The sequence below is a fragment of the Actinacidiphila polyblastidii genome (genome assembly GCF_036353415.1).
Classification (GTDB): Bacteria; Actinomycetota; Actinomycetes; order Streptomycetales; family Streptomycetaceae; genus Actinacidiphila; species Actinacidiphila polyblastidii.
Window position 1 is genome coordinate 47,998 of the sequence record NZ_JAZEWV010000012.1, and the last position, 23,338, is coordinate 71,335.

Here is a 23,338-nt window from a genome sequence, read left to right on the forward strand (position 1 = left end):
TCACCTCTCACTCCGGGACCTCGCTATGCCATCTCCGCGTACCAGCGCGCCCTCGACCACCACCGGCGCCGACGCACTCCTCTATCTCCTGTTCGGCGTCCTCGGCGCCGCCCTCGCCTTCGGCTCCCTGGCCTGGCTCACCGGCAACCTCACCAACACCGCAGTCGGGGACGGTTCGTGGGCACCGTTTCAGGTCGGCGATGCGGCGCTCCACCCCGGTGTGCTGTGGCCGAACCTGAGCACCACGGCCGTACTGCTCGGCGCCTGGGTCATCCCCGGCCTGCTCACCCTCGGCCTCCTGGCGACCGGATGCGTTGTGTATTTGCGCATAGGCGGCGGCGCGAGGACCGGCCTGGCGCGCAGGGCGGATCTCGCCCCCCTGATGGGCAAGGAGATCGCCACGAAGGCTCGCAGCCTGCGGCCGAGCCTTGCCGACCTGGAGGGTAAAAGAGGTCGCACCCGCTGACCGCGGCATCCTCCTCGGCACCTTGTCCCCCGGCCGGGCGGAGGTCCGCGCGTCCTGGGAGGACGTGCTGGTCGCCATCATGGCCCCCCGATCTGGGAAGACCACCGGACTGGCGATCCCCGCGATCCTCGCCGCCCCCGGCCCGGTCCTGCTCACGTCCAACAAGGCGGCCAACGACGCCTTCACCACCACGATCGACGCCCGCGCGGCAGTGGGCACGATCTGGACGCTGGACCCGCAGCAGATCGCCCACCACCCCCGCCGGATATGGTGGGACATTCTCGCCGACGCCCGCGACCTGGCCGGGGCCAAGCGCCTGGCCGGGCACTTCGTCGCCGCCTCGGTGGACGAGTCCGCGGGCTCTGACTTCTGGTCCACCGCGGCCAGCAACACCCTCGGCGCCCTCTTCCTGGCGGCAGCCTCGCACCGGCGGCCGATCACCGACGTCCTGGCCTGGCTCGCTTCGCCGGCCGACCGCACCCCGGTGGACCTGCTGACCGATGCCGGCCACGACGCGGTCGCAGCCCAACTCCAGGGCACCGTCTCCGGCGCCACCGAAACCCGGGACGGCATCTACGAGACCGCCCGGCAGTACGCGAGCTGCCTGCTCGACCCGGACGTCGCCGCCTGGGTCACCCCCGCAAAACATCTGCCGCAGTTCCGCCCGTCGGCGTTCGCCACCTCCCGCGACACCCTGTTCCTGCTCAGCAAGGACGGCGGTGGCTCGGCGTCGGCGATCATCGCCGCTGCCGCCGACGCCGTGATGCGATCTGCCGTGATCGTCGCCGAGCGTTCCGGCGGACGTCTCGACCCGCCCGCACTGTGTGTGCTGGACGAGGCCGCCAATGTGTGCCGCATCTCGGATCTCCCGGACTTGTACAGCCACTTGGGCAGCCGGGGCGTCATCCCGATCACGATCCTGCAGTCCTACCGGCAGGGCCAGAAGTGCTGGGGCGAGGCAGGCATGGACGCCCTGTGGTCCGCCGCCACCGTCAAGATCATCGGCAGCGGGATCGACGACGCCGACTTCGCCGACCGGCTCTCCCGCATGATCGGCGACCACGACGTGCAGACCACCTCGGTCTCCACCTCCGAGTCCGGCAAGTCCACCTCCGTCAGCATGCGCACCGAGCGGATCCTGCCCCCCGACGCGATCCGCGCCCTGCCCAAGGGCAAGGCGTTGCTGTTCGCCACCGGCATCCGCGCCGCGATGCTCGACCTGCGCCCCTGGTACACCGAACCCGCCGCCAAGACCATCGGTCCCGCGTCAGCCGCCGCCACTGCAGCGATCACCGAACGGGCGCTCGCCAAGGTCACGTTGGGCCGGGACGACTTCGAGGCGGCGTCATGAGCGCCCCGACGCTGCGGGTGCTGAGTCTGGGCGCCGGCGTGCAGTCGACCAGTCTGCTGCTCCTGGCTGCCGAGGGCCGCCTGCCGAAGCTGGACGCGGCGATTTTCGCCGACACCGGCTGGGAACCCCGCGCGGTCTACGAGCACCTGGACCGGATCGAACGGGAGGTCGCCGAGCCTGCGGGCATCCCGATCCTGCGAGTCTCCTCCGGCAACATCCGGACCGACGCGCTGGACCCGAGTACACGCTTCGCTTCGATGCCGTTGCACATTCTCAACGCCGATGGCGGCATGGGCATGTCACGTCGCCAGTGCACGGGGCAGTACAAGATCCGGCCGATAAAGATCCAGGTCCGCGAGCTGCTCGGCCACCCCTACCCCCGGCGCATCCCCAAGGGCGTCTTCGTCGAGCAGTGGATCGGCATCTCCACGGACGAGTTCCATCGGGCCAAGGACGCTGACGTCGCGTACATGAGGAACGTCTTCCCGCTGATCGACCTCGGCCTGTCCCGGGCCGACTGCCAGCGGCTGCTGCGCGAGCGGGGCTTCGGCTCAACACCCAAGTCGGCCTGCCTGGGGTGTCCGTACCACGGCAACGCCCAGTGGCGGACCCTGCGGGACAACAGCCCGCAGGAGTGGGCGGACGTCGTGGAGTTCGACGCCGCGATCCGCGCGGGCAACGCGCGGGCGAACGCCGACGGGAAGCCGCTGCTGGGCACCGCGTACCTCCATCGCAGCAGGGTGCCCCTGTCCGAGGCGCCCATCGACCACGTTACCGCGCACGAACACGCGTCGCTCCAGGGTGACTTGTTCGAGGCCGCCGCCGAGGCGGATCTGGAACTGGGTGAGCCGGACGGCTGCTCGCCCTGGTCGTGCCGCTCCGGCGCCCCCGTCCAGGACGACTTCGACACCACCGCATGACCACCCCTCCCCTTTTCCTGCCTGCTGGAGCACCCATGTCCTCCTCCGCTTCCTCCTGCTTCACCCGGCCGTTCGGTGATCTGCCGGTGGCGCGGCGCGGCGGCCAATGGCTGCTGACCGCCGCCGGCGGCACCGTTCCGGCTGACCGCGCCCTCGCCGCCGAGCTGGACCGCTTCGCCACGGCGATGGCCGCTGCCGACCGGGCCGTAGCCGCCCTGTCACCGCTGCCCTTGCATGCTGGGGGGCGGTGATGAGGCCGCTGCTGCAGGCCGAGCAGGCCGTCCTCGGCGCGGTCCTGCTCGACCCCGGCCAGCTCGACCACCTCGACTGGCTGGAGCCCGCGCACTTCTACCGGCCTGCCCACCAGGCACTGTTCGCCGCACTGCGCCACCTGCGGTCGAAGGGCCAGCCGGTGCTGGCCGCCGACGGCACGGTGCCGCTGGCCTGGGTGAGCGACGCCGTCACCGAAGCCGGGAAGCACATGCGAGGCGTGACCCCGGTGTACGCACACACCCTGGTCTCGGCCTGCCCCCGCCCCGAACACGCCCCGGTCTACGGGCGGATGGTGCTGGAGGGCGCCATCCACCGCACGGTGACCGAGCACGCGGTACGCCTCCACCAGATCGCCCGTGCCGACGTGGTCCGCGGCGAAGTCGAGAACACCCTCCACCACGTGGACGTGCTGGCCGCCGTGCTGGATGACCTCGCCCGGCGCTGGGGCACCGAACCGCGCCCCGCCACTCCCGCGCCTGCGATCGCTTCCTCCGACCCGCTGCCGACCGGGGCCCAGGCGGTCGCGGAAAACGAGCAGTTGCTCTTGGCAACTCTGACCGAGCGGCCGTCCGGCATGGACGAGGTCGTCGGCTGGCTGCGGCCCCAGGACTTCGCCGCCCCCGCGCACGGCCAGCTCTACCGCTGCCTCGGCGCGCTGCACCACCGCGGCGAACCCGTCGACCAGGTCACGCTGCTGTGGGAGGCACAGCGGCGCGGCCTGCTCGCCGACGGCACCGTGACCGGCGAGCAGATCACCGCGATCTGCCAGGGTGTCGGGCCCGGCAGCGCCCAGTGGCTCGGCGAAGAGGTCATCCGCTCGTCGCTGCTTCGGACCGCCGCCTCCGCCGCCCGGACGCTCCGCGACCTGGCCTCGGCCGATGCCCTGGCCCCCGGTCCGCTGATCAACCACTCCCTTGCCGCCCTCGTCGTCCTGGACGACGTCCGCCGGCGCTGGACCACCGCCACCGGCCCGCCGGCACCGCCGCCGACCCGCAGCGAACCCGCCGTCGGGCCTGCCCCCGCACAAGTCCGCGCCGCCCGCGCGCGCAGCACACCGCCCGCCCCGGTGCCGCCGCTGGCCGCAGTACCGCCGATTCCGGCGAATGGGGAGACCCCCAGCGGCCGACGCCGCTCCTGACCGCCACCGATCCGAGCGACTCGGACCAAACAGCGCCCGAGCCGTTGAAAGAGGAGAAGCCATGCCCCAGCCTTTCAAGCCTTCCCGTCTTCTGCGGGATCTGGCCGCCGCCCTGGACACCCAGGTCCAGTCGATTCCCGACCCCGACAGCCCGCGGTACGCCGCCCCCGAAACGTTGCAGACCCTCCGGCAGACGGCATCCGTGGGCCGGCTGGCTGCCGAACTCGTCGAGACCGCCGCCAGCGCGCTGGCCCATGATGACGACGCAGCGGCCCACCGCAAAGTCGCCGAAACCGCTGCAGGCAGCATCGAGTACGTCGCCGAAGCGCTGTCCGCTCTCGGAAGCGCCGCCCACCAGCTCATCCAGCTCCCGGCGCCCACGTCCAGTCACGAAGTGACAGCCGAACTCGCCAGGACGGTCGGAGAGCTGAACTTCGGCTACGCGCGCGCCGAACTGCGCGATGCCGCCGACAACCTGCGCGCAGTCGCCCAGGAAGTCGAGGCGACGTCGCCAGCACGCGACAGCGTCGCACTGCGGCGCTCCGGACCCGCGACCGTGCAACCCACCACCGGACCCACCACACCTCCGGCACCAGCCAACCCCACACGACCGTCACGGGGGCGGCCGTGACCTGGACCATCGGGTCGCTCTGCTCGGGATACGGCGGCCTGGACCTGGGCGTCCAGGCCGCCCTCGGCGGCACCGTGGCCTGGCACGCTGAGATCAACCCCGACGCTTCCGCGATCCTGGCCCGGCACTGGCCCGATGTCCCCAACTACGGCGACATCAAAGCCATCGACTGGGCCGGCTTGCCCCGGGTGTGCGTGCTGACCGCGGGCTTTCCCTGTCAAAGACGTCTCCGTTGCCGGCCGCCGCGCCGGACTCAACGCGCACACCCGCTCAGGGCTGTGGCTGCACGTGGCCCGTGCGGTCGAAGCCCTTCGCCCCTGCCTGGTAGTGATCGAGAATGTCCGAGGACTCCTCACCTCGCCCGCCGGTACCCCTGGCGACGTGGAATTCTGCCCGTGGTGTCTGGGAGACGAGCCAGCCCAGCCTGCTCTGCGGGCACTTGGCGCCGTACTCGGATCCCTGGCCGACCTCCGGTACGACGCACGCTGGCTCGTGCTTCGCGCCTCCGACATCGGAGCACCGCACCGCCGCGAACGGACCTTCCTCGCCGCCTGGCCCGCCGGACCCCCTGCTCAAAACACCGACGAGCAACATCGGTTCGAACGGCGGGAGCCAGCACCCGGCGAAGAGGAAGAGCGGCGGCCACGGGCCCAACCTGGCCGACGAGGTGGAGTGGCTGCTGCCGACACCGAAGGCGTCGGACGGGATCAAGGGCTCGCCGAACCAGCGGCACGGCAACGGCGACCTCACCCTCCCGTCGGCGGCGGCCTCGCTGCTGCCCACCCCACGGGCGAGCGACACCGGCACCCCGGGACGCCGTCCGGGCGTGGGTTGGCGACCGCCGCTGTCGGCGGTGGTCCTGCCGCTGTGGACGGACACGACTCCGGATACGGAGGAAGCAGCAGGCGATGGGGGCCCTACGGCGCCGCCATCACCCGATGGGAGACCCTCACCCGCCCCGCACCGCCGCCCACCGACGCGGCCGGACGCCTGCGCCCGGCCTTCGTGGAGTGGATGCAGGGTCTGCCCGAGGGCTGGGTGACCGCCACACCCGGACTCGGCCGGCCCGCCCAGCTCACCGCCCTCGGCAACGGCGTCATCCCCCAACAGGCAGCGCGAGCAGTGCAGTTGCTTTGCCCACCGTTCCCGCGCTGCCCCCGCTGCGCCCGGTCGTAGCCGCACTACCGCCTTTTCCCGGACCGTCCAAATCGACGATCCTCCGCATCCTCTTGCCCATGCCCACTTCCTCACCAAGGAGCACCGCCATGGCTTCCAGAAGAACCCGGCCCCCGCGCGCACCGCCCTCCGCCCTGCCCACCCATCCCCTGGAAGCGCCATGTCCGATCCCACCACGGCAGCCCCCGAACCCGAGCCCGAGCCGTTTCGCGTCGCCGACGAGAAACTCGGCGACCTGGCCAGCACGCTGGCCGCGACCATGGCCGAGGTCCGCCAGCACGGCGTCATCCTCGACCGCCTCGGCTCCGAACCCGAACCCCCCACCCCTGACGCACCGGCCGACAACGCCAGCCCCGACACCGTGGCTGCCGAGGCCACGCCGGACAGCGGTCCTGCCAGCGTGTTCATCCTCGCGCTGGGCGGCGAGGCATACGCCACCGAGCTGGCCGCGCTCGCCGGCTGGGTGCACTACCTGTTCCTGCCGGTCTACGGCCGGGAGATCAGCACCACCCGCCCGTGGTGCGCCAAGTGGTGGGAGCACCCCGAGGCCGTCGCCCGGCTGCACGCCCTGTGGCTGGCCTGGCAGCAGCTCACCGACGCCGAGGCAGGGCTTTCCGGACCATCGACGTGGCACCGCGACCACCTGGACCAAGCCCTCGTTCATCTGCGGTCTCCGGACGGGCCGTTCGCCGCGTGCACCACCAGCCCGGCCCGCCCGACCCATCGCGTGCTGGCCACCCCGGCACCCGTGATAGCGGGCGGTGACCAGTGACCGCCGAACTCGACTTCGCGCTGGACGACCTCGACCCTGCCGACCTCGGCTCCGAGCAGGCCGAAAGCCTGTTGTGGGTGGGGGACCTGACGGTCCTGGCCGAGCACCACACCGCTCCGCACCGGTCACACAGTTACGTCGTCGCCCACGACACCTCCGCGACCTGGGGCGTGCCCGGTTCTCCACAGATAGCCGCGATCAAGGTCGCCCGCGACTTCAACCTCGGCACCTTCACCCTGGAGTCCGAGTACCACGCCAGCGTGCCGTTCGCGCAAGCCTGGCTGATCGAGCGCGGCTGCCCACCCGAGAAGATCGCCCTGGCCGAAAGCGACTTCGTCGCGCCGGCCGACGAGCAAACCCTGCGGGTGCAGCAGATGATCCGCGACGGCGGGCAGCGCTACTACGTCATCGACACCTGGACCTCAGACTTCGACCCATGTGAGAACTGGACCCTGGCGCGGGACAGCGGCGCGGCCGTGGACCCGGTCCGGGTCTTCCTCGAAGTGGTCGACGAGAAGGCGCTCACCTACACCGTGCGCGAGGGCGCATTCCTCGACGAGGACGCGGCCCGGGACTGGCTGGAGGACCGCAGCACTCCGCTGCCACCGGCGCCCGAAGCCCACTTGGACGCCGATGCCCTGCGTACGCGCGTCGCGCTCGCCCGCTCCACCGGTACCCCGCACGCCACGGCATGCGGCCTCGACACCCTTCCCCTGCCGTCCACCAGCGCGGTGCAGCAGCCGAGTCCGGGGCGGTCACGATGAGCGCCCCCGATCTCCGTGTCACCGGCTACGCCCCCGCCGACCCGTCCACCGAGCAGGTCCTCGCCGGCCTGTCGGCCGCCGAGCTGGGCACCGTGGTCGACCACCACACCGACACCACCAGCTACCTGCTGATGTACGACACCACGGCAACCTGGTACGACCCCAAGCCGCAGGTGCGCACCGTCGCGGTCCACCGCTTCCTGGAGCACGGGACGTTCGTCCTTGACACTGCCTTCCACACCACGATCGCGTTCGCCCAGCGGTGGCTTGCCGACCGCGGCGCTCCGCTGGACGCGGTCAGCGTCGTCGGCAACGATCTGGCCCAGCCCGCCGACGCCGCCACCGAGGGTGTCGAGAACAAGATCCGTGCCGACTCGGGCCGGTACGACCTCGCGCAGGTCTTCCACGAGGACCTTGACGTCACCTGCGACGCCTGGACGCTGGTCCGCGACAATGCCGCCACCCAGCTACCGGTCCGGGTGTTCCTCCAGCAGGGCGACCTCGAAGAGCGCACGTACACGCTCCGCGAAGGCGCCTTCCCGGACACGGCAACGGCTCTCGCGTGGCTGGCCGACCGGACCGAACCACTCCCGGCCGCGCCGGAAGAGCCGCCGGTACAGCGCGTGTCGGCGGCCCGCGCCCGCAGCGTGCCCGCAACACCCGGCAGCCGCACATCCCAGCCGGTCCCGGCGCCCGGCGTCCCGTCGGTGAACCGGGGGCGGTCGCTGTGAGCCTGCCCCGCCGCGCCTTCGCCGCCCACCCCGACGCCCTCGCCGACCTGCGCAACCTTCCCGAACCCATCCGCGACCAGGCCCTGCTGCACCTGCAGGACCTCGTCAACGGCGAACGCGTCGCCAAGCGCCTGGAGGGCCGGCTCGAAGGGTTCCACAAGATCATCCTCGGCGTGGGCACCGACTGGGCCAGCCACCGCCTCGTCGTCCAGTTCCGACCCGCACCAGCCACCTCGAAGCACGAACGCGAGGTGTACCTGGTCGCCGCCGGCCCCCGCGCGGACTACGCGGTCTACCGCACCGCCCAGCACCGCACCGGCCGCACCCAGACCCGGGCCCCGGACCCCGCGACCGCGGCCCGCATCCGCGCCGCCAACTCCCGCTCCCCCCACGCCGCGCACCTCGCCCCCGACTCATCCACCGCCCAGGTCGCCTACAGCACCAGCACACCGACCACCGCCCGGAAGGCCGCCCGATGACCACCAACCGCACCGAACTGTCCCGCACCGAGCTGGCCGATCTGCTCACCGGCGCCGCCCACAACATCTCCGGCGTCCTGACCGCCGAGTACCCCACCCCCGCCGCCCGCTCCTACCTCCACCCCGTCCTCGGCGCACTGGCCGCCGGACCCCGAGTCGCCGGCGAACTGACCGACCGCCTGGAGGACTTCCTCGACGAGCCGCTGCCCGCCACCCCAGCCGGATTGTTCGCGCTCGCCTCCTACGCCGCAGCCCTGGGCTGGCTGACCGAATCCCTAGGCGAACTGACCGACGCGGTCGACCGGATCTGCACCCAGGTCGGCATCCCCGCCGCACCGCCCGATCCCGCCCTCGCCCCGCTGCTGGCCGAGAAGGACGGCACGGCCGAGGCGGGTTTCGGGTTCAGCGTGCTGGAGCTGGCGGCCATCCGCGCCGCCGCCGAGACCGCCGGGCTGACGTCCAGCGAGTACGTGCAGGTCCTCTCGCAGTCGCTGCTGGCCGCAGCCCGGATCACCAACGCCTGCATGGAGATCGCCAGCGGACTGGCCGAGGACGCGGCGTACGTGCTGGGCGAAGCAGGCGGTCACCTGCGGATCGGCGAAGGCCCGGACAGCCTGCCGACGCTGGTGCGCACCCTGCTGACCCGGATGGAGGCGGCCCGGTGAACCCCCACGACCCGGCCGTCCGGCCCGGCGCGCACTTGGTCGCGGACGAACTAGGCGTCGAGGACCCGTGGGCGCTGACTGATCGTCACCAGCCGGATGAACCCCTGTGGATCGTGGGCAGGCTGGTCGCCATCACTGCCCACGAAGTCGACGGTCTGCACGCCCGCCTCACCCGTGCCGCCCATAGCGCCATCGACCTGCTCCAGCCCGTCGGCCGGGGCGAGCACGCTGGGATGCGCGGCTCGTACGGCGTGCTGGACACGGCTGTTCTCGCTGCCCGACGCGGTGCCGAATATCAGCACCTGACCCGCACCGTGTCCTCCTACCAGCGCCTGCTTCCCGAAGCCAGCCAGACGCCATCGGCAGGGCTCGGCCCTGCTCGGGATCATACGGCGGAGGAGGCACCGGACCATGGGGACGACGACCGGGCCGTTGCCGGTGACCGGCGGGTCCAGGCCCTGCGGGCGGTCGAGCGCGGCGGGCTGCGGTTGAAGCAGAGCGCGCTGTCCGAGCAGGACCGGTACCTCTCCGACGGCACCGGCGTCCTGGTCCCCATCTCGACGCAGACCGTCGAACGGATGCTCGCCGACGGCCTGCTCGACCTCGACACCGCCACACCGCCCACCCAGGGACAGCTCCTGGTACTGACCCCGCTGGGCCAAGAAGCCCTGCAGGCCGCCGGCGACGCCGCCACACCCGCCACCGGTTCCGGGCCCGCCGCACGTGATATCGCCAACCCCGCAGCGGCGGCTGACAGTTCGAGCCCTGCTGCCGATCCGCTCCCTACGCGCGAGGAGCTGCTGGCGCTGGAGGAGATCAAGCGCGGCCGGGTGCTGCTGAAAGAGCGCGCCTTCCGATCCGGCCTGGGCGTCTACACCGGCTCGGGTGCACGGATCTCCACCGCGACGGTGGAGGCGATGCAGGAGCACGGCTGGATCGAGCGGGACACGAGCACCTCGTTGAACTTCGGCCAGCAGCTCTCCCTCACCGACTCCGGGGAGGCGGCCTTCCGCGCCGGCTGCGCCCAGGACCCGCGCACCACCGCCGCCCTCAGCCGCACCACGCGGAACACCCCTCCCTCGACTCCGGCGGAACTCCCTGCCGCCGGCACCCCCGGCCAGGCCAAGCCGACTCGCTCCCGCTGACTCCCAGACAAGGAAACGCCTATGTCCACCACCGCCTTTCACACCCGCCGCCTGGTCGAGCACCGGTACGGCCGCTCCCTGGATCGCCTGCGCGACGAGGTCGCCCATTACCGCTGCGCCGACCCCGTTCTGCCGATCGTGCTGCGCCGCCTGACCGCGCTGGAGCGGACCGGCGAGCAGGGCCGCGCAACGCGCCGCGCCCTGCGCACCACCGTGCAGGACGCCGTCGCCGACGGAAGCCCCCGGGACGACCGCCTGCGCCCCTACATCGCCGAACTCATGCGCGTGGAGCAGCAGGAGCAGACCCAGGCCGAAACGCTGTGGGACCTGCTGGACATCCGGCTGCTGCTCGACCAGCCCGGTGCCGGCCGTCTCCCGGTGTCCCGGCGGCCTGGCCGCGCTGTCGAAGACCAGGACGTGATGGAGGCCGCCTGCCAGGCCGCAGCCTGCCTGCCCCGCCTGACTCGCGACGCGCTGCGCCAGGCCCTGCGCAACCGCGGCATCCACATCAGCAACCGCCGCCTCGGCGCCGTTCTCCAGCAGCTCCGCGCCGAACGTACCCGCTGACCACCCGCTCGCCTTCGCGCCTTCCGCCCCTTTGGAGTACGCCATGTCCACCATCGCCCAGCCCACCGTCACGCAGACCGGTGCCGTCCACGCCCGCCGCATCGAGGACGCGCTGTCCCTGATCGCGCCGAAGTGGACCACCTGGGTCGTGCAGACCTTGGCCCAGCAGCACCAGCCGATGCGGGTACGCGACATCGGATCCCAACTCCCCTTCATCAGCCAGCCCGTCCTCAGCAAGCGGCTGGCCCAGATGCACGCCGACGGCCTGGTCACCCGCGGCGCGGATCTCCGAGCCCCGTACCAGCTCAGTGGATTCGGTACCTCGCTGGCCCCGGTCCATCAGGCACTGGCCGCCTGGTCCCACGACCATGTCCATTTCTCGCCGGACGGTGTGGCCAGTGCCGAGCGCGTCGAGGACGCGCTGCGCCGGCTGAACCTGCGCCACACCACCGCCGTGATCCAGGCCCTGGACGCCGGGCCCATGCGTTTCGTCCACATCGGCGAGGCGGTCGGCCTGGACGACCCCTACACCCGGCAGCGGCTGATCCGACTCCACGCCGACGGCCTGGTCACCCGCACCGGCCCCCGGCACGGCGACCCCTACACCCTCACCGCCGCCGGCCGCGCCCTCGGCCCGGTCTACGCCGCCGTCGGGCACTGGAGTGACCCCACCGCCGCCACCCGGCCCGCCGCTCCCGTGGCCACAGTCACCCGCACGCACCGCGCGGCCCCTCGCGGCGAGGAAGGCATACGCACCGCAGCGGCTCTGCGGCGCAGCCCGGCCGCACCAGGCGGTCTGTTCAGCCACGCCCCGGCGCCGCAGCAGCGGGTGCCGGCCACCATCACCGCCCAGTCCGCTCCCGCCCGCGCAAGGTGATCCCCGTGCCCAGAGCGAGACCCGTCCTTCCGCCGGCACCTGTCCCGCGCGCCGCTCCCGGCGGCGCGCGGGCCCCACCCCACCCCGGAGCGCACCCCCTCATGAGCACCCCGCAGCCCGACGAGCAGCCAGTCCAGGTCAGCTTCCCGTCTACCTGGCCGGGCGCGGCAACCCCGCCGCCATCGGCAACGCCCTGTACTCGCACCGCGACTGGGGCTGGACCACTACCGACAACGGGCAGCTCTTCGTCAGCCCCCACCACGACGTCCACGTCGCCTACCTGCCCCACAGCCGCGACGGCGGCTGGCGCGTCACCCGCTACCGCGAGCCGCTCGGCATGCCGGCCTGGTCCGCGACCTTCAGCCGCAACACCCCCACCGAGATCGTGGGCGCCTTCACCAAAGCCCTGGTCGAGTGCCTGGACAGCGACCACCCCTACCCATGGGATCGCGGTCCTCAAGGTCAAGGCGCTTCGGCCGACGGCATCCTTGCCGGGCGCGGCTGGCACAGGGACGACACGACCATGGAGCACTGTCGGCACTCCCCGGACGGGCACGCCTACTTCAGTCGGCGCGGCTTCGACATCGACGACTACGCCGAACTGTCCGGCGACAGCCGGGCGATGTGGACGATGTACGCCTGCGTCAACCAGGTCAACGGGCAGCGGTGGCACGCCGACTTCACCCAGGACACACCGCTCTACCTCGTCACGCAGACGGTTCAGGCGTTCAGCAGCACCGAGCCCGTCGAGCGGCCCCGTTCCGTTATCCCCGAGCGGAACCTGCCCTACGTCACCACCACACCCGCCGCCGAGCCGGACTCCGACCGGCGCAAGTCGGCTGCGCTCGCCCGCACGCCGCACGCTCTTCCTGCCGTTCCCGCGACGGCCGCCGACGCGACCGCGCCCGGCCCCACCCCGCCCGTGCCCTTCCGGCGCCGCTGAACGCTCGAAGGAGCACTTCCATGTCATCCACCCCCGATGACCCGTGGGCCGAGTACCTCGTCACCCCCCGCTACCTGGCCGGATCCGACGGAACCGGCGACGCCGGCTTCGCCCCCGTCGCCCACTGGTCGCACCACCACCTGAACGACGGCCCCTGCCAGCTCCTCGTCACCAGCCCCGATCAACGCATCCGCATCGGCTGGTTCGGCGACGACTTCGAACTGTGGAAAATCAGCGCCGCCGAGGACGCCGTCTCCGCTCCCCGCTGGACCGCCAGTTTCAACCACGTGACCCCGGCGGAGATCGTCGCCGGCCTGACCACCGCCCTGGAGCACGACTACGCCCAGGCCGAAGCCACCCAAAGCGAGGCCCGGTTCCTGGCCAGGCCGCCAATGTATTGGACCGACGCCTTCAAGCCGCTGACCGATGCCGGATGGACCCGCCGCAAGCCCGAGCGCGGCACGGTCGCAATCATCGCCCCCGACGGGCAGGCAGGCGCTTTGATAGACATCGCTTCCGTGGGCCAGAACGACGAGACCATCATGCTGTGGGCCGGGCCCCCTGGCTGGGGTACCCGCGCCGAGGCGGTCTTCACCACCCGCACCCCAACCCACCTGATCGCCGCAACGGCCGCCGCCATGGCCGACCCGACGCCCGTGGTCCGCGAACGCCACGCGATCAGTCCCGGCATGGAACGTCTGGCCACGCTCACGCCCCTCCACCCACCCGCACCTGCGGGCCCGCGGGCACCGACGCCGCTCGACGTGCGCCGTACCGCTGTCACCCAGGCCGTCCAACGCGCCGCCTTGGGCCCGCAAACAGCAGCCGACCTCCGCATCCGGGCCGCCCGCGCCCGCTCCAGCCTCGCACCGCCCGCGGGAACCACTCAACCCGCCATCCCGGCGCCCCGCCAGCCGTCCGCTCCGCAAGGCCTGCGGCTGGGCCGCTGACTCAACCCAACTGATTAGAAGAGGAGTTCACCCGTGTGCGACGCCAGCGTCCTGGACCAGGCCACTACGATGATCGAGAAAGCCTGGGCCCGCCCCATCGAGGACTTGGAGACTCTCGCGGTTCAACGCCCGGTGCAGGACCCGCTGCTGCGCTCCGCGATGCATATCCGCTCCGCCCTCGTCGTCTCGTCCAACGCGGCCGTCGTGCATCAGGACCGCCTGCACGCCATGACCCGGCCCGGCCAGGTGCCGGCTTTCTACGACCTGGAACGGATCACCCGGGCGGCGGCGGATCTGCGGGTCGTCCAGGCCGAAAGCCAAGCCCGACTGCAGGCCATCGGCCACATCATCGACGCCCGCGAAGCCGCCCGGCCCCCGGACCAGGCCCCGGCGATACGGCTCGCCCAAGCCGCCGTCGCCCGCTCCGTGCAGGCACCGCGCGCCTCCGGATCGCCGCCAGGCCAGCCCTCCGCTTCGGCCACTGCCGGCCCGGCGGTAGTCGCGGGCGGGCGCCGCCGGTGATCCCTGAGCATGGATCAGGGGGCGTCGACGAGATGACCACGTCCAGGTGCTGAAAGATGTGGGGCACCAGAGCTGTGCTTCTGCCGCAGGAGGCAGGGCTGGGCGTCGGGCCTCAGCCGGTGGACACCGGCAGACTCCCTCGCAGGAGGTCGGCCCAGCGGCCGGCAGGGAACAGTTCCTCGGCCAGCCGCAGAAGTCGCAGCGGCTGCTGGCGTAGGCCGGTGACTGCCAGTGTTCGTTTGGTAACGATGCAGTCCAGCCGCTGTTGAACGAGCAGGTGGAGACCAGCGACGTCCATGAACGCGGCCCCCTGAAAGTCCCAGGTCACCTGTGTGACGGACTGTGGCAGGTCCCGGGCGGCGGCGAGCAGGTCGGGCAGTGCTTCGAAATCGATCTCCCCGCGCGGACTGATCACAGCCGTGACGCCGTCGTTCGTAGTGGTGATGACCATGTTGGGCGCCCCCTTCACGGGGGTCATGAGCCCAAAGAGGCTGGAGACGCCGACAAACGCGGCCCCGGCAGCTATGGCAGGTCCGAGTGCCCGTGAAGGGGGCAATGCCCGGGACCCGTGAACCGGCTGCTCCGCAACCGCGGCAGCAGGACACCGGTCAATCTCTCGTCCCACCATCCTCGCACCACGACATCCACTGGAACAGGTGAGACGCGCCACCATTCCGCCCTGCCCCCCGCCCTCGCCCGCCGCCAGCGCCCCTGCGCCCCTGCGCCCCTGCGCCCGGAACGAAACGCTGCCCGGCGATCACGCCCCGGCGGCCGGCTAACGGCCACACCACGGTGTCGACCCGCACCGTCCGAAGATGCCGCAACCACCAGGAGGACTTTCCTATGCCAACCGAACGACCCGCCTCATGGACCCCCGCCCACTCTGCGCTGCTTCAGCTCCTCGATGCCGCCATCGAGACCGCCCGCACCACCGCGCGACCCACCGTGGACCTCACCGCGCTGCGCCGAGTCCGCCGCGACCTCGTCCGGATGGACAACGGGCACCAGCCCTACCCCGACAGCCCGCTCGAATGGAGCCCGCACGCCGCATACCGGCTCATCCGCCAGGTCATCACCGCAGCTCCGCTCGGACACTCCGCCGCCGGCACCGTGCTCCGGCTCGCTGCGGACATCGCCGACCAGAACGCGGCGGCCCGCGCCGCCGCCACGGCCACGAAGAAGCGCTGAGACTCAGTCGGTCGTGTCGTCGTGGCGGGCCTCCCCGAACCGGGCGCCGATCGCGCGGGCCAGCTCCTCCACCGTCATCTCCACGCTCCGCCCGTCCGCCGCCCGGCGCTCCACCACCGTGTCCGCTTCGGCGTCTGCCGGGGCGGTGAGGTCCACGGCCCACTGGCCGTCAGCGACCATCACGATGTCGCCGACCGTCCACGGCCGCCCAGTGGCCCGGATCTTGCGCTCCAGCCCAGCCCCGTCCCAGTGTCTGCCGCCCCGCTCCGCCATGCGCTTCCCCCTCCGGCCCCGTGCGGCCGTGCGCCGCAACCCAGTTACGACAACCGGCCGCCCCGATCCATTCCCGGCAGCCGGTTCTCCCGTCTCCGGGTGCAGTTCGCCCACGGCAGACGCGATCCCTCCGGAAAGGACTACGTACTTCGGCACACCCCATGTCAACGTACGGGTGTCGGGAAAAACCGCAGGTCAACGAAGGGACCGCCCCGTTTTGAACACCACCGAAGGCAGCTTGCCCGCCCTGTTCCGCCCCGTCGTCGTGCAGCGCCCCTCCCTGGCCGGCGACGGCAGCGCGGAGCCGGTGCTCAGCCTGGTCAGCGAGCGCGGCTGGGCGATCGTGGACACCCCGCAGGCCAACGTCCACTGCACCAGCCCGGACGGTCGGGTTTACGTCGGCTGGCTGCCGGAAGACTTCGCCGCCTGGCAGCGCCACATCGTCTGGACCGTCCGGGCCACCCCCGCGGAGCCCGACGAGAAGCCCTGGGTGCAGGAGTTCGGCCTGCACGTGCCGAGCCGGGCCGTCGCTGCCTTCCTCGAAGCGCTGACCGGCCACGTCGACCGCTGACAGTGAGGATGTTCATGAGCGTCTCCCGGCGGGGTCTGACCCACCCACTGACTGACCTCGGGTCCTCAACGGGATCTGTCGACTCTGTCCGGGAGACGCTCATGTGCAGCCACCGGACCGGCCTGCGTGACTTCATAAGAGCCTGGCCAGAGGCCCCATCACTGTCTCGTCCGCCCGCTCGGCCGGTGGCTGCCGCCCTGACCGCTCGAGTGGAGAGGACGGCGATGTCCACCATCGCACAGCAGGCCCGCGAGATCACCGGCGGCGTCGACACACACAAGGACACCCACACCGCGGCGGCTATCGACTCGGCGGGGCGCCCGCTGGGCGCCGAGCAGTTCGAGGCGACAGCGGCCGGCTACCGCAAGCTCCTGGCCTGGCTCCACTCGTTCGGCACCCTGGTCCTGGTCGGGGTGGAGGGCACCGGCGCCTACGGAGCCGGACTCGCCCGCTACCTGCACGAGCAGGACGTGAGCGTGGTCGAGATCGACCGCCCGGACCGCAAGGCCCGCCGCTGGCAGGGCAAGTCCGACCCGGTGGACGCCGAGGCGGCGGCCCGCGCGGCCCTGGCCCGACGCCGCACCGGCATACCCAAGCTCCGCGACGGCCAGGTGGAGGCCCTGCGGAGCCTGCGCGTCGCCCGCCGCAGCGCGGTCCGCCAACGAGCCGACGTACAAAGGCAGATGAAGACCCTGGTCATCAGCGCGCCGGAGGAACTACGCGCCGTCCTGCGCGAGCTGGGTGACAAGCAACTGATCGCCACATGCGCGGCCTCCCGACCCGACACAGCCCGTGCCGGGGAGCCCGCCGTCGCGGCCAAGCTCGCCTTGCGCACCCTGGCCCGCCGCCACCAGCGACTCACCGAGGAAGTCGGCGAGCTCGACGAGCTCATCGCCCCGCTCACCTCGGAGATCGCCCCGGCCCTGCTCGCCCAGAACGGAGTGGGCTCCGACGTCGCCGGGCAACTGCTGGTCACCGTCGGCCAGAACCCCGAACGCCTTCGCTCGGAAGCCGCCTTCGCCATGCTCTGCGGCGCCGCCCCACTTCCGGCATCCTCCGGGCGCACCCAGCGCCACCGCCTCAACCGGGGCGGCGACCGAGCGGCCAACTCGGCCCTCTACCGCATCGTCCTCTGCCGCCTGCGCTGGGACGAACGCACCAAGGAGTACATGGAGCGTCGGACGAAGGAGGGCCTGTCGAAGAAGGAGATCATCCGCTGCCTCAAGCGGTACATCGCCCGCGAGATCTACCAGATCCTGACCGCCCCCACGCCGACGACCATCACCGCAGAACAGCTCACAACCGCAGCTTGACATCCATAAGAGCATCCCACCGGCGGTCGGCCACCGGCCCGGCCGCCCCTGCCCACTGCCGCCCGCACGAAAGAGTCGCCCTTGCTCTCACACGCCACCCACCGGTTCTGCGGTCCCGCCGTCACCGTCTTCGGCCTCGCCTTGGCGGCCACCAGCCCGGTGCACAGCACCGGGTTCGTGCTCAGCCTCGTCGTCACCGTCAACGGCCTGGTGCACACCTGGGATTACTCCTTCGAGCAGTCCCTCGACCGCGACAGCGGCATCGTGGCCCTCCTCGCCGCCCGGCCCGACGGAGCCTGCCTCCCCGAGATCAGCCACGCCATGGGCACCCGCCACGTCGACACCGCCCGGTCCCTGCTCCGCCTGCTGCACAAGGGTCTGGTCGCGGTGGCCGACGAGAGCGCGCCGATCACCGAGCGCCTGTTCCTGCTGGCCGCCTGAACCCATCTCGCCCCCGGTCGGCCCGCACACCGGGCCGACCGGCCCCCGACCGAGAGGAACCTTCGTGGCTTTCCGCGCTCCGCTGACCAACCACCACGCCGACAGCACCCTGTGCCCGGCCGAGCACCAGCACACCAGCTCCGGCAAGCCGCTCCACCCCGACTGCCCCGGCCGCGCCTACAGCCGCTCCGTCTGCTCATGCGGGCAGTAGCAGATGCAGGAACCCGGCAAGGGCTACGTCAACGAATCCCGCCGCCGACACCTGGCCAACCACCGCGCGCCGGAGCCGAGCCCGTCGAACGGCCCGAAGGTCCTGCGCGACCTGCTCCGCCTCGACCCGCACTGACGCCCCTACCGCGCCACCATCCGTTCCTCCCGCATCCCACTTCCCGGAGGTTTCCGTGCCCCAGAACCTGACCGTCGGCTACCTGCTCAGCCAGCTCCAGAACCTCGACCCCAACCTGCAGGTCCGCCTCGCCATCAACCCCGACTGGCCCTTCGCCCACTTCCTCGGCACCAGCATCGTCATCAGCGACGGCGTCGTATTCATCGCCGAGGACGGCCAGGAAGGCTACCTCCCGCCCGGAATCCGCGACGCCCTCGCCTGGGCCTGAACCCGCCCGCCCCACCCTCCAGGAGACACCTATCCCCAGCCCCTCTCGCGCTTCCACCACGCTGCCGCTGCATACGCTCGCCCTCCAGCCGATGCCGACCGATACCGGCGGCGCGCTCGTCCGCCGCATCTCCGGCCTCCCCGACGGACCCCTCGACGTGGTCTGGCTCCCGACGCACGCCACCAGACTTCCCCTGGGCCGCATCCGCCTGCGCTGGGAACCCGCCTCCCGCGCAGGCTGGACCGTCCACGCCCACCTGGGCCATGCCACCACCGAGGTGCTGCTCGCCCGCTGGCCCGCCGCCCCCGACCACTGGCCCGACCTGGTCCGCCCCACCCTCTACGAGGTCACCGGCCTGTGCCACGCCCTCGCCTACGCCACCGCCGCCCTGAACCTGTCCAACCAGCTCGCCGACACCTGACTCCCCGACCGCAACCGCATAAGGCCGCCCCGTGCCCACCGGCAAGGGGCGGCCTTGCCGTATGCCCGATCAGGTCGGCGGTTGCGTACGCTCACCGTCGAAGACGAACAAGGAGGAGGCCGTCGTCGGCACTGACTCCACGCTGACCACTGCCCTGACGCCGACGCTCTCAAGCCCGTCGGCACTTGGCACCGGATGGGGTACGTGCTCCCCTCCCGGCAGGCAGCAGGTAGCACCTACCTCTGCCAGAGAGTGCACTTCATGATTCTCATCAGGCGCGCCGCCAGTAACACCTCGGACGGTAACCCGTCACCTGCCTCGGGCGCGGATGTCCCGAGGCAGGTTGACTCCTATGCGCACCGGCCGAACCTCATCGGCGACGCGTGGCGGCCTCCTTCAGCTCACCGAGGCCGCGAAGAGGTGCAGCCCCGGTAGGTCGGGCAGGGTGAGGTAGGCCACCGTTTTGCCCGCGGTGACGGGGATGGAGGTGGCGTACAGGCTCACGTCGTGGGGGCCGCTGCCGGTGGGGCCCTGGTTCCATTTCGTGGTGGCTACGAGGGTGCTGCCGGGGCTGGCGGAGTTGGCCCACCAGTCGTTGAGGGTGATTCTCCCGGTCGAGGTGGTGCCGTCGGTGTAGGTGACGATGATGTCGCCGCTCTGGCTGCCGGGGCCGCCCGCGCCCAGGACGTGCAGTTGGGTACCGCTGCCGGCCAGCGGGACCACCTGGCCGGCGGTGGCGATGTTGTCGGCGGTGCCCGGCTGCGCCTGCGGCCAGTTGAAAGTGGCGCCGCCCGAGGTGACCGTGCCGCCCGGGGTGATGCCGGCTGCCGCGAGATTCTGGGCGGAGTAGCTGTAGCCGGAGCCGTCGAAGTTGGCAGCTGTGGGAGCGGCGTTGTCGCTGACGCCCTTGTTGTTGAAGGCTGCCGCGAAGCTGGGGTAGGGCGTGCTCACGTCCTGGCCGGCCTGGGCGACCTTCGCATTGCCCACGCTCTGTTCGTGGAAGGTGGCGTCCAGGGTGATCCGTCCGGTGCCGGGGGTCGCCTGCTGGGGCGGGGTGAGGGTGAAGGCGACGGTCTGCTGTGTGTGCGGGGGCACCTTCTTGAGCGTGACGTTTGCCGGGCTGATCTTCCAGCCGGCCGGCACGCCCGGTGTGACGACGACACCGGTCACCGGCAGGTCCGAGCCGTTGATGAACGTGCCGGTGATCTGGGTGTGTCCACTCGGAAGGACGGAGGGCGCCTTGAGCGTCACGCCCTGCGGCCCGTAGGTGCGAGTCACGCGCACCGTGCCCTGGAGCGGCAGGTGGTCGGAGGCGTCGCCCACCATCAGCTGGTAGGCGCCGTCGGCGACCTGCCATGCCTGCGCGGTGGTGTTCCAGGTGCGGAACGCCGTCGCGGGCAGCGTCAGGGTGACGTGCTTGGTCTGGTCGGCCTTAAGGTCGACTTTCTGGAAGCCCTTGAGCTGCGAGGACGGTTCCCCGGTGGCGGCCGGATCGCCGACGTAGAGCTGGACGACGTCCGAGCCGGCCCGCTCACCGGTGTTGGTGACGTCGACGCCGACCTTGACGCTGCCGAGCGAGGTCGTGGTGGGCTTGGACACCTTCAGGTCGCTGAACTCGAACGACGTGTATGACAGGCCCGATCCGAAGGCGAACTGCGGTGCGATGTCCTTCGTGTCGTACCAGCGGTAGCCGACATTGAGGCCCTCGGAGTAGGCGACCTTGCCGTCCACACCGGGCCACTGGGCCGGCGTCGCGGCCGGCACGTCGGCCAGGCTCTTGGGGAAGGTCACCGGCAGCTTGCCCGACGGGTTCACGTCGCCGAACAGCAGCGCCGCGATAGCGCTGCCATAGTCCTGCCCCGGATACCACGCCTCGAAGACGCCCTCGACCGAGTCGAGCCACGGCATGGTGACCGCCGAGCCGGTGTTCAGGACGACGATCGTGTGCGGGTTGGCCGCGGCCACGGCCTGGATCAGCTCGTTCTGGTCGGCCGGCAGGTCGATGCTGCTGAGGTCGCTGCCCTCGCTCCCGTTGTTGCTCGCGAACACGATGGCGGTGTCGGACGCCTTGGCAGCGGCCACCGCCGCCTCCAGCGGGGTCGCCGGGCCGCCGGGCGCCTGCCAGCCGAGCTGGAGCGACGAGCCGCCGCCGCCCTGGTAGTAGTCCAGCTCGACGGCGACCTTCTGCCCGGCGGTCAGGTCGACGGTGCCCTTCGCGGCGGTGTCGCCGCCCTGGTCGTGCCAGTTGTCGATGAGCGTCTTGCCGTCCAGGATCAGCCGGCTGCCGTCGTCGCTGTTGAGCGAGAAGGTGTAGGTGCCGGTGCTCGGCGCCGTCAGGGTGCCGGTGTACTTCGCCGACCAGTTACTGCCGGGCACCCCCGCGGCCGGGGAGCCGCCGTTCCACCTGTACGCCACCTGGTCGACGTTTCCGGTGGCGACCGGCGAACCGGCCGGCGCCGTGCCGTCGTAGTACTGGACGGTGAGCCCGTTGCCAGAGCCGGAGCTCGGGGTGAGCACATTGGACGGCACCAGCGGCAGACCGCCGTTGGAGCTGTCGCCCTGGGAGTAGGTGACCGTGACGTTCTTGCCCGCGCGCTTGGCGATGCCGTCGTACGGGGTGACGATCGAGTCGGCCCGCACGGCCGCCGAACCGCCGCCCGAGGTGAGCGCATTCGGCCCAGCGTCGTCGCCGATGACCGCGATCGAGGACTTCTTGCTCGGCGACAGCGGCAGGATGCCGCCCTGGTTCTTCAGCAGCACCGTCCCGTCCTCGGCGACCTGACGGCCGACCTTGCGGTGCGCGGGCGTGGTGACCACGGTGTCCGGCGTGCCGGTGGGCTGCCGGGTGAACAGGTGGAACCGGAACATCTGGGTCAGCGTCGGGCGCACCAGGTTGTCGATGTCGGCCTCGGTGGCCTGGCCGCCGGCGAGGGCCTGCACCAGCGGGTCACCGTAGTACTGCCCGGTCGCCATCTCCATGTCCATGCCGGCCTTGACCGACGGCATGGTGGAGTGGGTGGCGCCCCAGTCGGAGGTGACGAAGCCCTGGTAGTCCCACTGCTTGCGCAGCACCTGCTGCATGACGTACGGGTCCTGGCAGGCGGCCTGGCCATTGATGTAGCTGTAGGAGCACATCACCGACGAGGGGTTCGACTGCTTGATGATGTCGCCGAACTGCGACAGGTAGATCTCCTGCTCCGTGCGCTGGTCGATGACCGCGTTGTCGGTGGAGCTGTTGCGGTTGGTCTCCTGGTTGTAGACCGCGAGGTGTTTGACCTGTGCCATTTCGCCGGTGCTCTGGATGCCGTCGATGTCGGCGGCGCCGATCTGGCCGGTGAGGTACGGGTCTTCGCTGTATGCCTCGAAGGCGCGGCCCCACCGCGGGTCGCGGACGATGTTGACCGTGGGGCCGAGGTCGACGACGTTGCCTTTCCCCCACTGCTCGCTGCCGATCACCTTGCCGTACTGCTTGGTCAGCTGGGTGTCCCAGGTCGAAGCGGCTGCGACCGGTGCGGGCAGCTGGGTGACCCCGGACATCCCGTGGCCGACGCCGGCCGGGGAGTCGTCCAGGGTCAACGCGGGGACGCACAGTTCCGGGATGGCGGGAATCGTACCGGCGTAGGCGTCGCTGCCGTCACCGTGCACTTCCTGCAGTTTCTGCGCCAGGGTCATCCTGGCGAGCACCTGGTCGACACGCTGGGCGATCGGCGCCTTGGAGGTGACCCAGGGGCAGCTTGTCGCGGTCGCCTCCGCGGGGATCGCGGACGCGGAGGGAGCGACCGCGAGCGCGGAGGCGATCAAGGCGGCTGCTGCCGCCAGGACCGCCGGGACGGCCCGCGCACGGCGTGGATGAATGGCAGACAAGGAGAACTCCTTCGACACGGCGGAAAGCACGTGCTGCTCTTCGTGGACGGGGCGCTTCCGGGTCACCCGAACCACTTTTTAGACAACGTTGTCAGAGCTGTGCGACACCTCCCTCTCGTAGCCCGACGCAACATCGCGCACAGTGTGTTGCCTGCCCGAATGGGCGTCAAGGCCACGGCTCTTGCCGATCCGCGGGCCCGGGAGTCCAAAGACCCCGCCCGGACCCGCGGGCGGTCATCAGTGTCGCGAATTGCCGTTTTAGGGTGGGGCTGTGATCCCTCCC

General features: G+C 71.3%; 27 protein-coding genes and 3 pseudogenes. 27 read left to right on the forward strand and 3 right to left on the reverse strand.

The window, feature by feature from the left end; translation table 11 throughout:
* The first annotated feature begins 25 nt into the window (after positions 1-25).
* The 19 genes and pseudogenes from V2S66_RS16830 to V2S66_RS16920 all read left to right on the forward strand — a co-directional run bounded on the left by V2S66_RS16830 (position 26) and on the right by V2S66_RS16920 (position 14,370).
* Positions 26-1,817 (forward strand): annotated as a pseudogene (locus V2S66_RS16830) (type IV secretory system conjugative DNA transfer family protein).
* On the forward strand, positions 1,814-2,737 hold the full coding sequence (locus tag V2S66_RS16835) for an adenine nucleotide alpha hydrolase family protein (protein WP_330796254.1): 924 nt from the start codon (positions 1,814-1,816) through the stop codon (positions 2,735-2,737). The pseudogene V2S66_RS16830 and the gene V2S66_RS16835 overlap by 4 nt, the downstream one beginning before the upstream one ends.
* A 35-nt stretch (positions 2,738-2,772) precedes the next feature.
* Positions 2,773-2,988: a hypothetical protein gene (locus tag V2S66_RS16840; RefSeq protein WP_330796256.1), complete on the forward strand. Its 216-nt coding sequence runs from the start codon at positions 2,773-2,775 to the stop codon at positions 2,986-2,988.
* On the forward strand, positions 2,988-4,148 hold the full coding sequence (locus V2S66_RS16845) for a DnaB-like helicase N-terminal domain-containing protein (protein ID WP_330796258.1): 1,161 nt from the start codon (positions 2,988-2,990) through the stop codon (positions 4,146-4,148). Before V2S66_RS16840 ends, V2S66_RS16845 begins: the two co-directional genes overlap by 1 nt.
* A 61-nt stretch (positions 4,149-4,209) precedes the next feature.
* Positions 4,210-4,779 (forward strand): hypothetical protein, encoded by a 570-nt coding sequence (locus V2S66_RS16850; protein WP_330796259.1) that lies wholly within the window; start codon positions 4,210-4,212, stop codon positions 4,777-4,779.
* Positions 4,776-4,928 (forward strand): annotated as a pseudogene (locus V2S66_RS16855) (DNA cytosine methyltransferase); the annotation flags it as partial. The gene V2S66_RS16850 and the pseudogene V2S66_RS16855, both read left to right, overlap by 4 nt.
* A gap of 121 nt (positions 4,929-5,049) precedes the next feature.
* Positions 5,050-5,286, forward strand: a pseudogene (locus V2S66_RS16860) (DNA cytosine methyltransferase); the annotation flags it as partial.
* Between the two features lie 360 nt (positions 5,287-5,646).
* Entirely contained in the window at positions 5,647-5,955 is a 309-nt protein-coding gene (locus V2S66_RS16865; protein WP_330796260.1) for a hypothetical protein, read from the forward strand.
* A 160-nt stretch (positions 5,956-6,115) separates the two neighbouring features.
* Positions 6,116-6,727, forward strand: a complete 612-nt coding sequence (locus V2S66_RS16870) for a DUF4913 domain-containing protein (RefSeq protein WP_330796262.1) — start codon at positions 6,116-6,118, stop codon at positions 6,725-6,727.
* Positions 6,724-7,491 (forward strand): glycosyl hydrolase, encoded by a 768-nt coding sequence (locus tag V2S66_RS16875; protein ID WP_330796264.1) that lies wholly within the window; start codon positions 6,724-6,726, stop codon positions 7,489-7,491. Before V2S66_RS16870 ends, V2S66_RS16875 begins: the two co-directional genes overlap by 4 nt.
* On the forward strand, positions 7,488-8,222 hold the full coding sequence (locus V2S66_RS16880; protein WP_330796266.1) for a hypothetical protein: 735 nt from the start codon (positions 7,488-7,490) through the stop codon (positions 8,220-8,222). The genes V2S66_RS16875 and V2S66_RS16880 overlap by 4 nt, the downstream gene beginning before the upstream one ends.
* Positions 8,219-8,701 carry a hypothetical protein gene (locus tag V2S66_RS16885; RefSeq protein WP_330796269.1) on the forward strand — a complete coding sequence of 161 codons (483 nt, stop codon included), beginning with the start codon at positions 8,219-8,221 and terminating at the stop codon, positions 8,699-8,701. Before V2S66_RS16880 ends, V2S66_RS16885 begins: the two co-directional genes overlap by 4 nt.
* Positions 8,698-9,366 carry a hypothetical protein gene (locus tag V2S66_RS16890; protein WP_330796271.1) on the forward strand — a complete coding sequence of 223 codons (669 nt, stop codon included), beginning with the start codon at positions 8,698-8,700 and terminating at the stop codon, positions 9,364-9,366. The genes V2S66_RS16885 and V2S66_RS16890 overlap by 4 nt, the downstream gene beginning before the upstream one ends.
* Positions 9,363-10,511 (forward strand): hypothetical protein, encoded by a 1,149-nt coding sequence (locus tag V2S66_RS16895; RefSeq protein ID WP_330796272.1) that lies wholly within the window; start codon positions 9,363-9,365, stop codon positions 10,509-10,511. The genes V2S66_RS16890 and V2S66_RS16895 overlap by 4 nt, the downstream gene beginning before the upstream one ends.
* A gap of 21 nt (positions 10,512-10,532) precedes the next feature.
* Complete coding sequence (locus V2S66_RS16900; RefSeq protein ID WP_330796273.1) at positions 10,533-11,078, forward strand: hypothetical protein; 546 nt, start codon at positions 10,533-10,535, stop codon at positions 11,076-11,078.
* Between the two features lie 43 nt (positions 11,079-11,121).
* Positions 11,122-11,955, forward strand: a complete 834-nt coding sequence (locus V2S66_RS16905; protein WP_330796274.1) for a winged helix-turn-helix transcriptional regulator — start codon at positions 11,122-11,124, stop codon at positions 11,953-11,955.
* A gap of 193 nt (positions 11,956-12,148) precedes the next feature.
* Complete coding sequence (locus tag V2S66_RS16910) at positions 12,149-12,898, forward strand: SPDY domain-containing protein (protein WP_330796480.1); 750 nt, start codon at positions 12,149-12,151, stop codon at positions 12,896-12,898.
* A gap of 20 nt (positions 12,899-12,918) precedes the next feature.
* Complete coding sequence (locus V2S66_RS16915) at positions 12,919-13,848, forward strand: SPDY domain-containing protein (protein ID WP_330796275.1); 930 nt, start codon at positions 12,919-12,921, stop codon at positions 13,846-13,848.
* A gap of 33 nt (positions 13,849-13,881) precedes the next feature.
* Positions 13,882-14,370 carry a hypothetical protein gene (locus V2S66_RS16920; RefSeq protein WP_330796276.1) on the forward strand — a complete coding sequence of 163 codons (489 nt, stop codon included), beginning with the start codon at positions 13,882-13,884 and terminating at the stop codon, positions 14,368-14,370.
* Positions 14,371-14,482: 112 nt separating this feature from the next.
* Here the strand turns inward: V2S66_RS16920 and V2S66_RS16925 are convergent, their stop codons facing one another.
* A complete protein-coding gene (locus V2S66_RS16925; protein WP_330796277.1) occupies positions 14,483-14,821 on the reverse strand; it encodes an STAS domain-containing protein in 339 nt (112 codons plus the stop codon).
* Positions 14,822-15,213: 392 nt separating this feature from the next.
* Between V2S66_RS16925 and V2S66_RS16930 the strand changes: the two genes are divergently transcribed.
* The gene (locus V2S66_RS16930; protein WP_330796279.1) at positions 15,214-15,558 is read left to right on the forward strand and encodes a hypothetical protein; all 345 of its coding nucleotides are present in this window, start codon (positions 15,214-15,216) and stop codon (positions 15,556-15,558) included.
* 3 nt (positions 15,559-15,561) lie between these two features.
* Here the strand turns inward: V2S66_RS16930 and V2S66_RS16935 are convergent, their stop codons facing one another.
* A complete protein-coding gene (locus V2S66_RS16935) occupies positions 15,562-15,831 on the reverse strand; it encodes a hypothetical protein (RefSeq protein WP_330796281.1) in 270 nt (89 codons plus the stop codon).
* 217 nt (positions 15,832-16,048) lie between these two features.
* Between V2S66_RS16935 and V2S66_RS16940 the strand changes: the two genes are divergently transcribed.
* The 7 genes from V2S66_RS16940 to V2S66_RS16970 all read left to right on the forward strand — a co-directional run bounded on the left by V2S66_RS16940 (position 16,049) and on the right by V2S66_RS16970 (position 19,191).
* A complete protein-coding gene (locus tag V2S66_RS16940; protein ID WP_330796283.1) occupies positions 16,049-16,402 on the forward strand; it encodes an SPDY domain-containing protein in 354 nt (117 codons plus the stop codon).
* 224 nt (positions 16,403-16,626) lie between these two features.
* Complete coding sequence (locus tag V2S66_RS16945; RefSeq protein WP_330796285.1) at positions 16,627-17,715, forward strand: IS110 family RNA-guided transposase; 1,089 nt, start codon at positions 16,627-16,629, stop codon at positions 17,713-17,715.
* An 81-nt stretch (positions 17,716-17,796) separates the two neighbouring features.
* Positions 17,797-18,156 carry a hypothetical protein gene (locus tag V2S66_RS16950; protein WP_330796287.1) on the forward strand — a complete coding sequence of 120 codons (360 nt, stop codon included), beginning with the start codon at positions 17,797-17,799 and terminating at the stop codon, positions 18,154-18,156.
* Positions 18,157-18,220: 64 nt separating this feature from the next.
* On the forward strand, positions 18,221-18,367 hold the full coding sequence (locus V2S66_RS16955) for a hypothetical protein (RefSeq protein ID WP_330796289.1): 147 nt from the start codon (positions 18,221-18,223) through the stop codon (positions 18,365-18,367).
* Between the two features lie 3 nt (positions 18,368-18,370).
* Positions 18,371-18,502: a hypothetical protein gene (locus V2S66_RS16960; RefSeq protein WP_330796290.1), complete on the forward strand. Its 132-nt coding sequence runs from the start codon at positions 18,371-18,373 to the stop codon at positions 18,500-18,502.
* Between the two features lie 55 nt (positions 18,503-18,557).
* Complete coding sequence (locus tag V2S66_RS16965) at positions 18,558-18,770, forward strand: hypothetical protein (RefSeq protein WP_330796291.1); 213 nt, start codon at positions 18,558-18,560, stop codon at positions 18,768-18,770.
* 91 nt (positions 18,771-18,861) lie between these two features.
* Positions 18,862-19,191, forward strand: coding sequence for an esterase (locus V2S66_RS16970; protein WP_330796293.1), 330 nt, complete (start codon positions 18,862-18,864; stop codon positions 19,189-19,191).
* 396 nt (positions 19,192-19,587) lie between these two features.
* On the opposite strand, the gene V2S66_RS16975 is transcribed toward V2S66_RS16970, so the two are convergent.
* On the reverse strand, positions 19,588-23,055 hold the full coding sequence (locus V2S66_RS16975) for a glycoside hydrolase family 3 C-terminal domain-containing protein (RefSeq protein ID WP_330796295.1): 3,468 nt from the start codon (positions 23,053-23,055) through the stop codon (positions 19,588-19,590).
* Positions 23,056-23,338: the final 283 nt, after the last annotated feature.

Coding starts and splice junctions, on each gene's coding strand:
- V2S66_RS16835 (WP_330796254.1), top strand. CDS start 1,814: ATGAGCGCCCCGACGCTGCGGGTGCTGAGTCTGGGCGCCGGCGTGCAG.
- V2S66_RS16840 (WP_330796256.1), top strand. CDS start 2,773: ATGTCCTCCTCCGCTTCCTCCTGCTTCACCCGGCCGTTCGGTGATCTG.
- V2S66_RS16845 (WP_330796258.1), top strand. CDS start 2,988: ATGAGGCCGCTGCTGCAGGCCGAGCAGGCCGTCCTCGGCGCGGTCCTG.
- V2S66_RS16850 (WP_330796259.1), top strand. CDS start 4,210: ATGCCCCAGCCTTTCAAGCCTTCCCGTCTTCTGCGGGATCTGGCCGCC.
- V2S66_RS16870 (WP_330796262.1), top strand. CDS start 6,116: ATGTCCGATCCCACCACGGCAGCCCCCGAACCCGAGCCCGAGCCGTTT.
- V2S66_RS16880 (WP_330796266.1), top strand. CDS start 7,488: ATGAGCGCCCCCGATCTCCGTGTCACCGGCTACGCCCCCGCCGACCCG.
- V2S66_RS16890 (WP_330796271.1), top strand. CDS start 8,698: ATGACCACCAACCGCACCGAACTGTCCCGCACCGAGCTGGCCGATCTG.
- V2S66_RS16900 (WP_330796273.1), top strand. CDS start 10,533: ATGTCCACCACCGCCTTTCACACCCGCCGCCTGGTCGAGCACCGGTAC.
- V2S66_RS16905 (WP_330796274.1), top strand. CDS start 11,122: ATGTCCACCATCGCCCAGCCCACCGTCACGCAGACCGGTGCCGTCCAC.
- V2S66_RS16915 (WP_330796275.1), top strand. CDS start 12,919: ATGTCATCCACCCCCGATGACCCGTGGGCCGAGTACCTCGTCACCCCC.
- V2S66_RS16925 (WP_330796277.1), bottom strand. CDS start 14,821: ATGGTCATCACCACTACGAACGACGGCGTCACGGCTGTGATCAGTCCG.
- V2S66_RS16930 (WP_330796279.1), top strand. CDS start 15,214: ATGCCAACCGAACGACCCGCCTCATGGACCCCCGCCCACTCTGCGCTG.
- V2S66_RS16935 (WP_330796281.1), bottom strand. CDS start 15,831: ATGGCGGAGCGGGGCGGCAGACACTGGGACGGGGCTGGGCTGGAGCGC.
- V2S66_RS16945 (WP_330796285.1), top strand. CDS start 16,627: ATGTCCACCATCGCACAGCAGGCCCGCGAGATCACCGGCGGCGTCGAC.
- V2S66_RS16960 (WP_330796290.1), top strand. CDS start 18,371: ATGCAGGAACCCGGCAAGGGCTACGTCAACGAATCCCGCCGCCGACAC.
- V2S66_RS16970 (WP_330796293.1), top strand. CDS start 18,862: ATGCCGACCGATACCGGCGGCGCGCTCGTCCGCCGCATCTCCGGCCTC.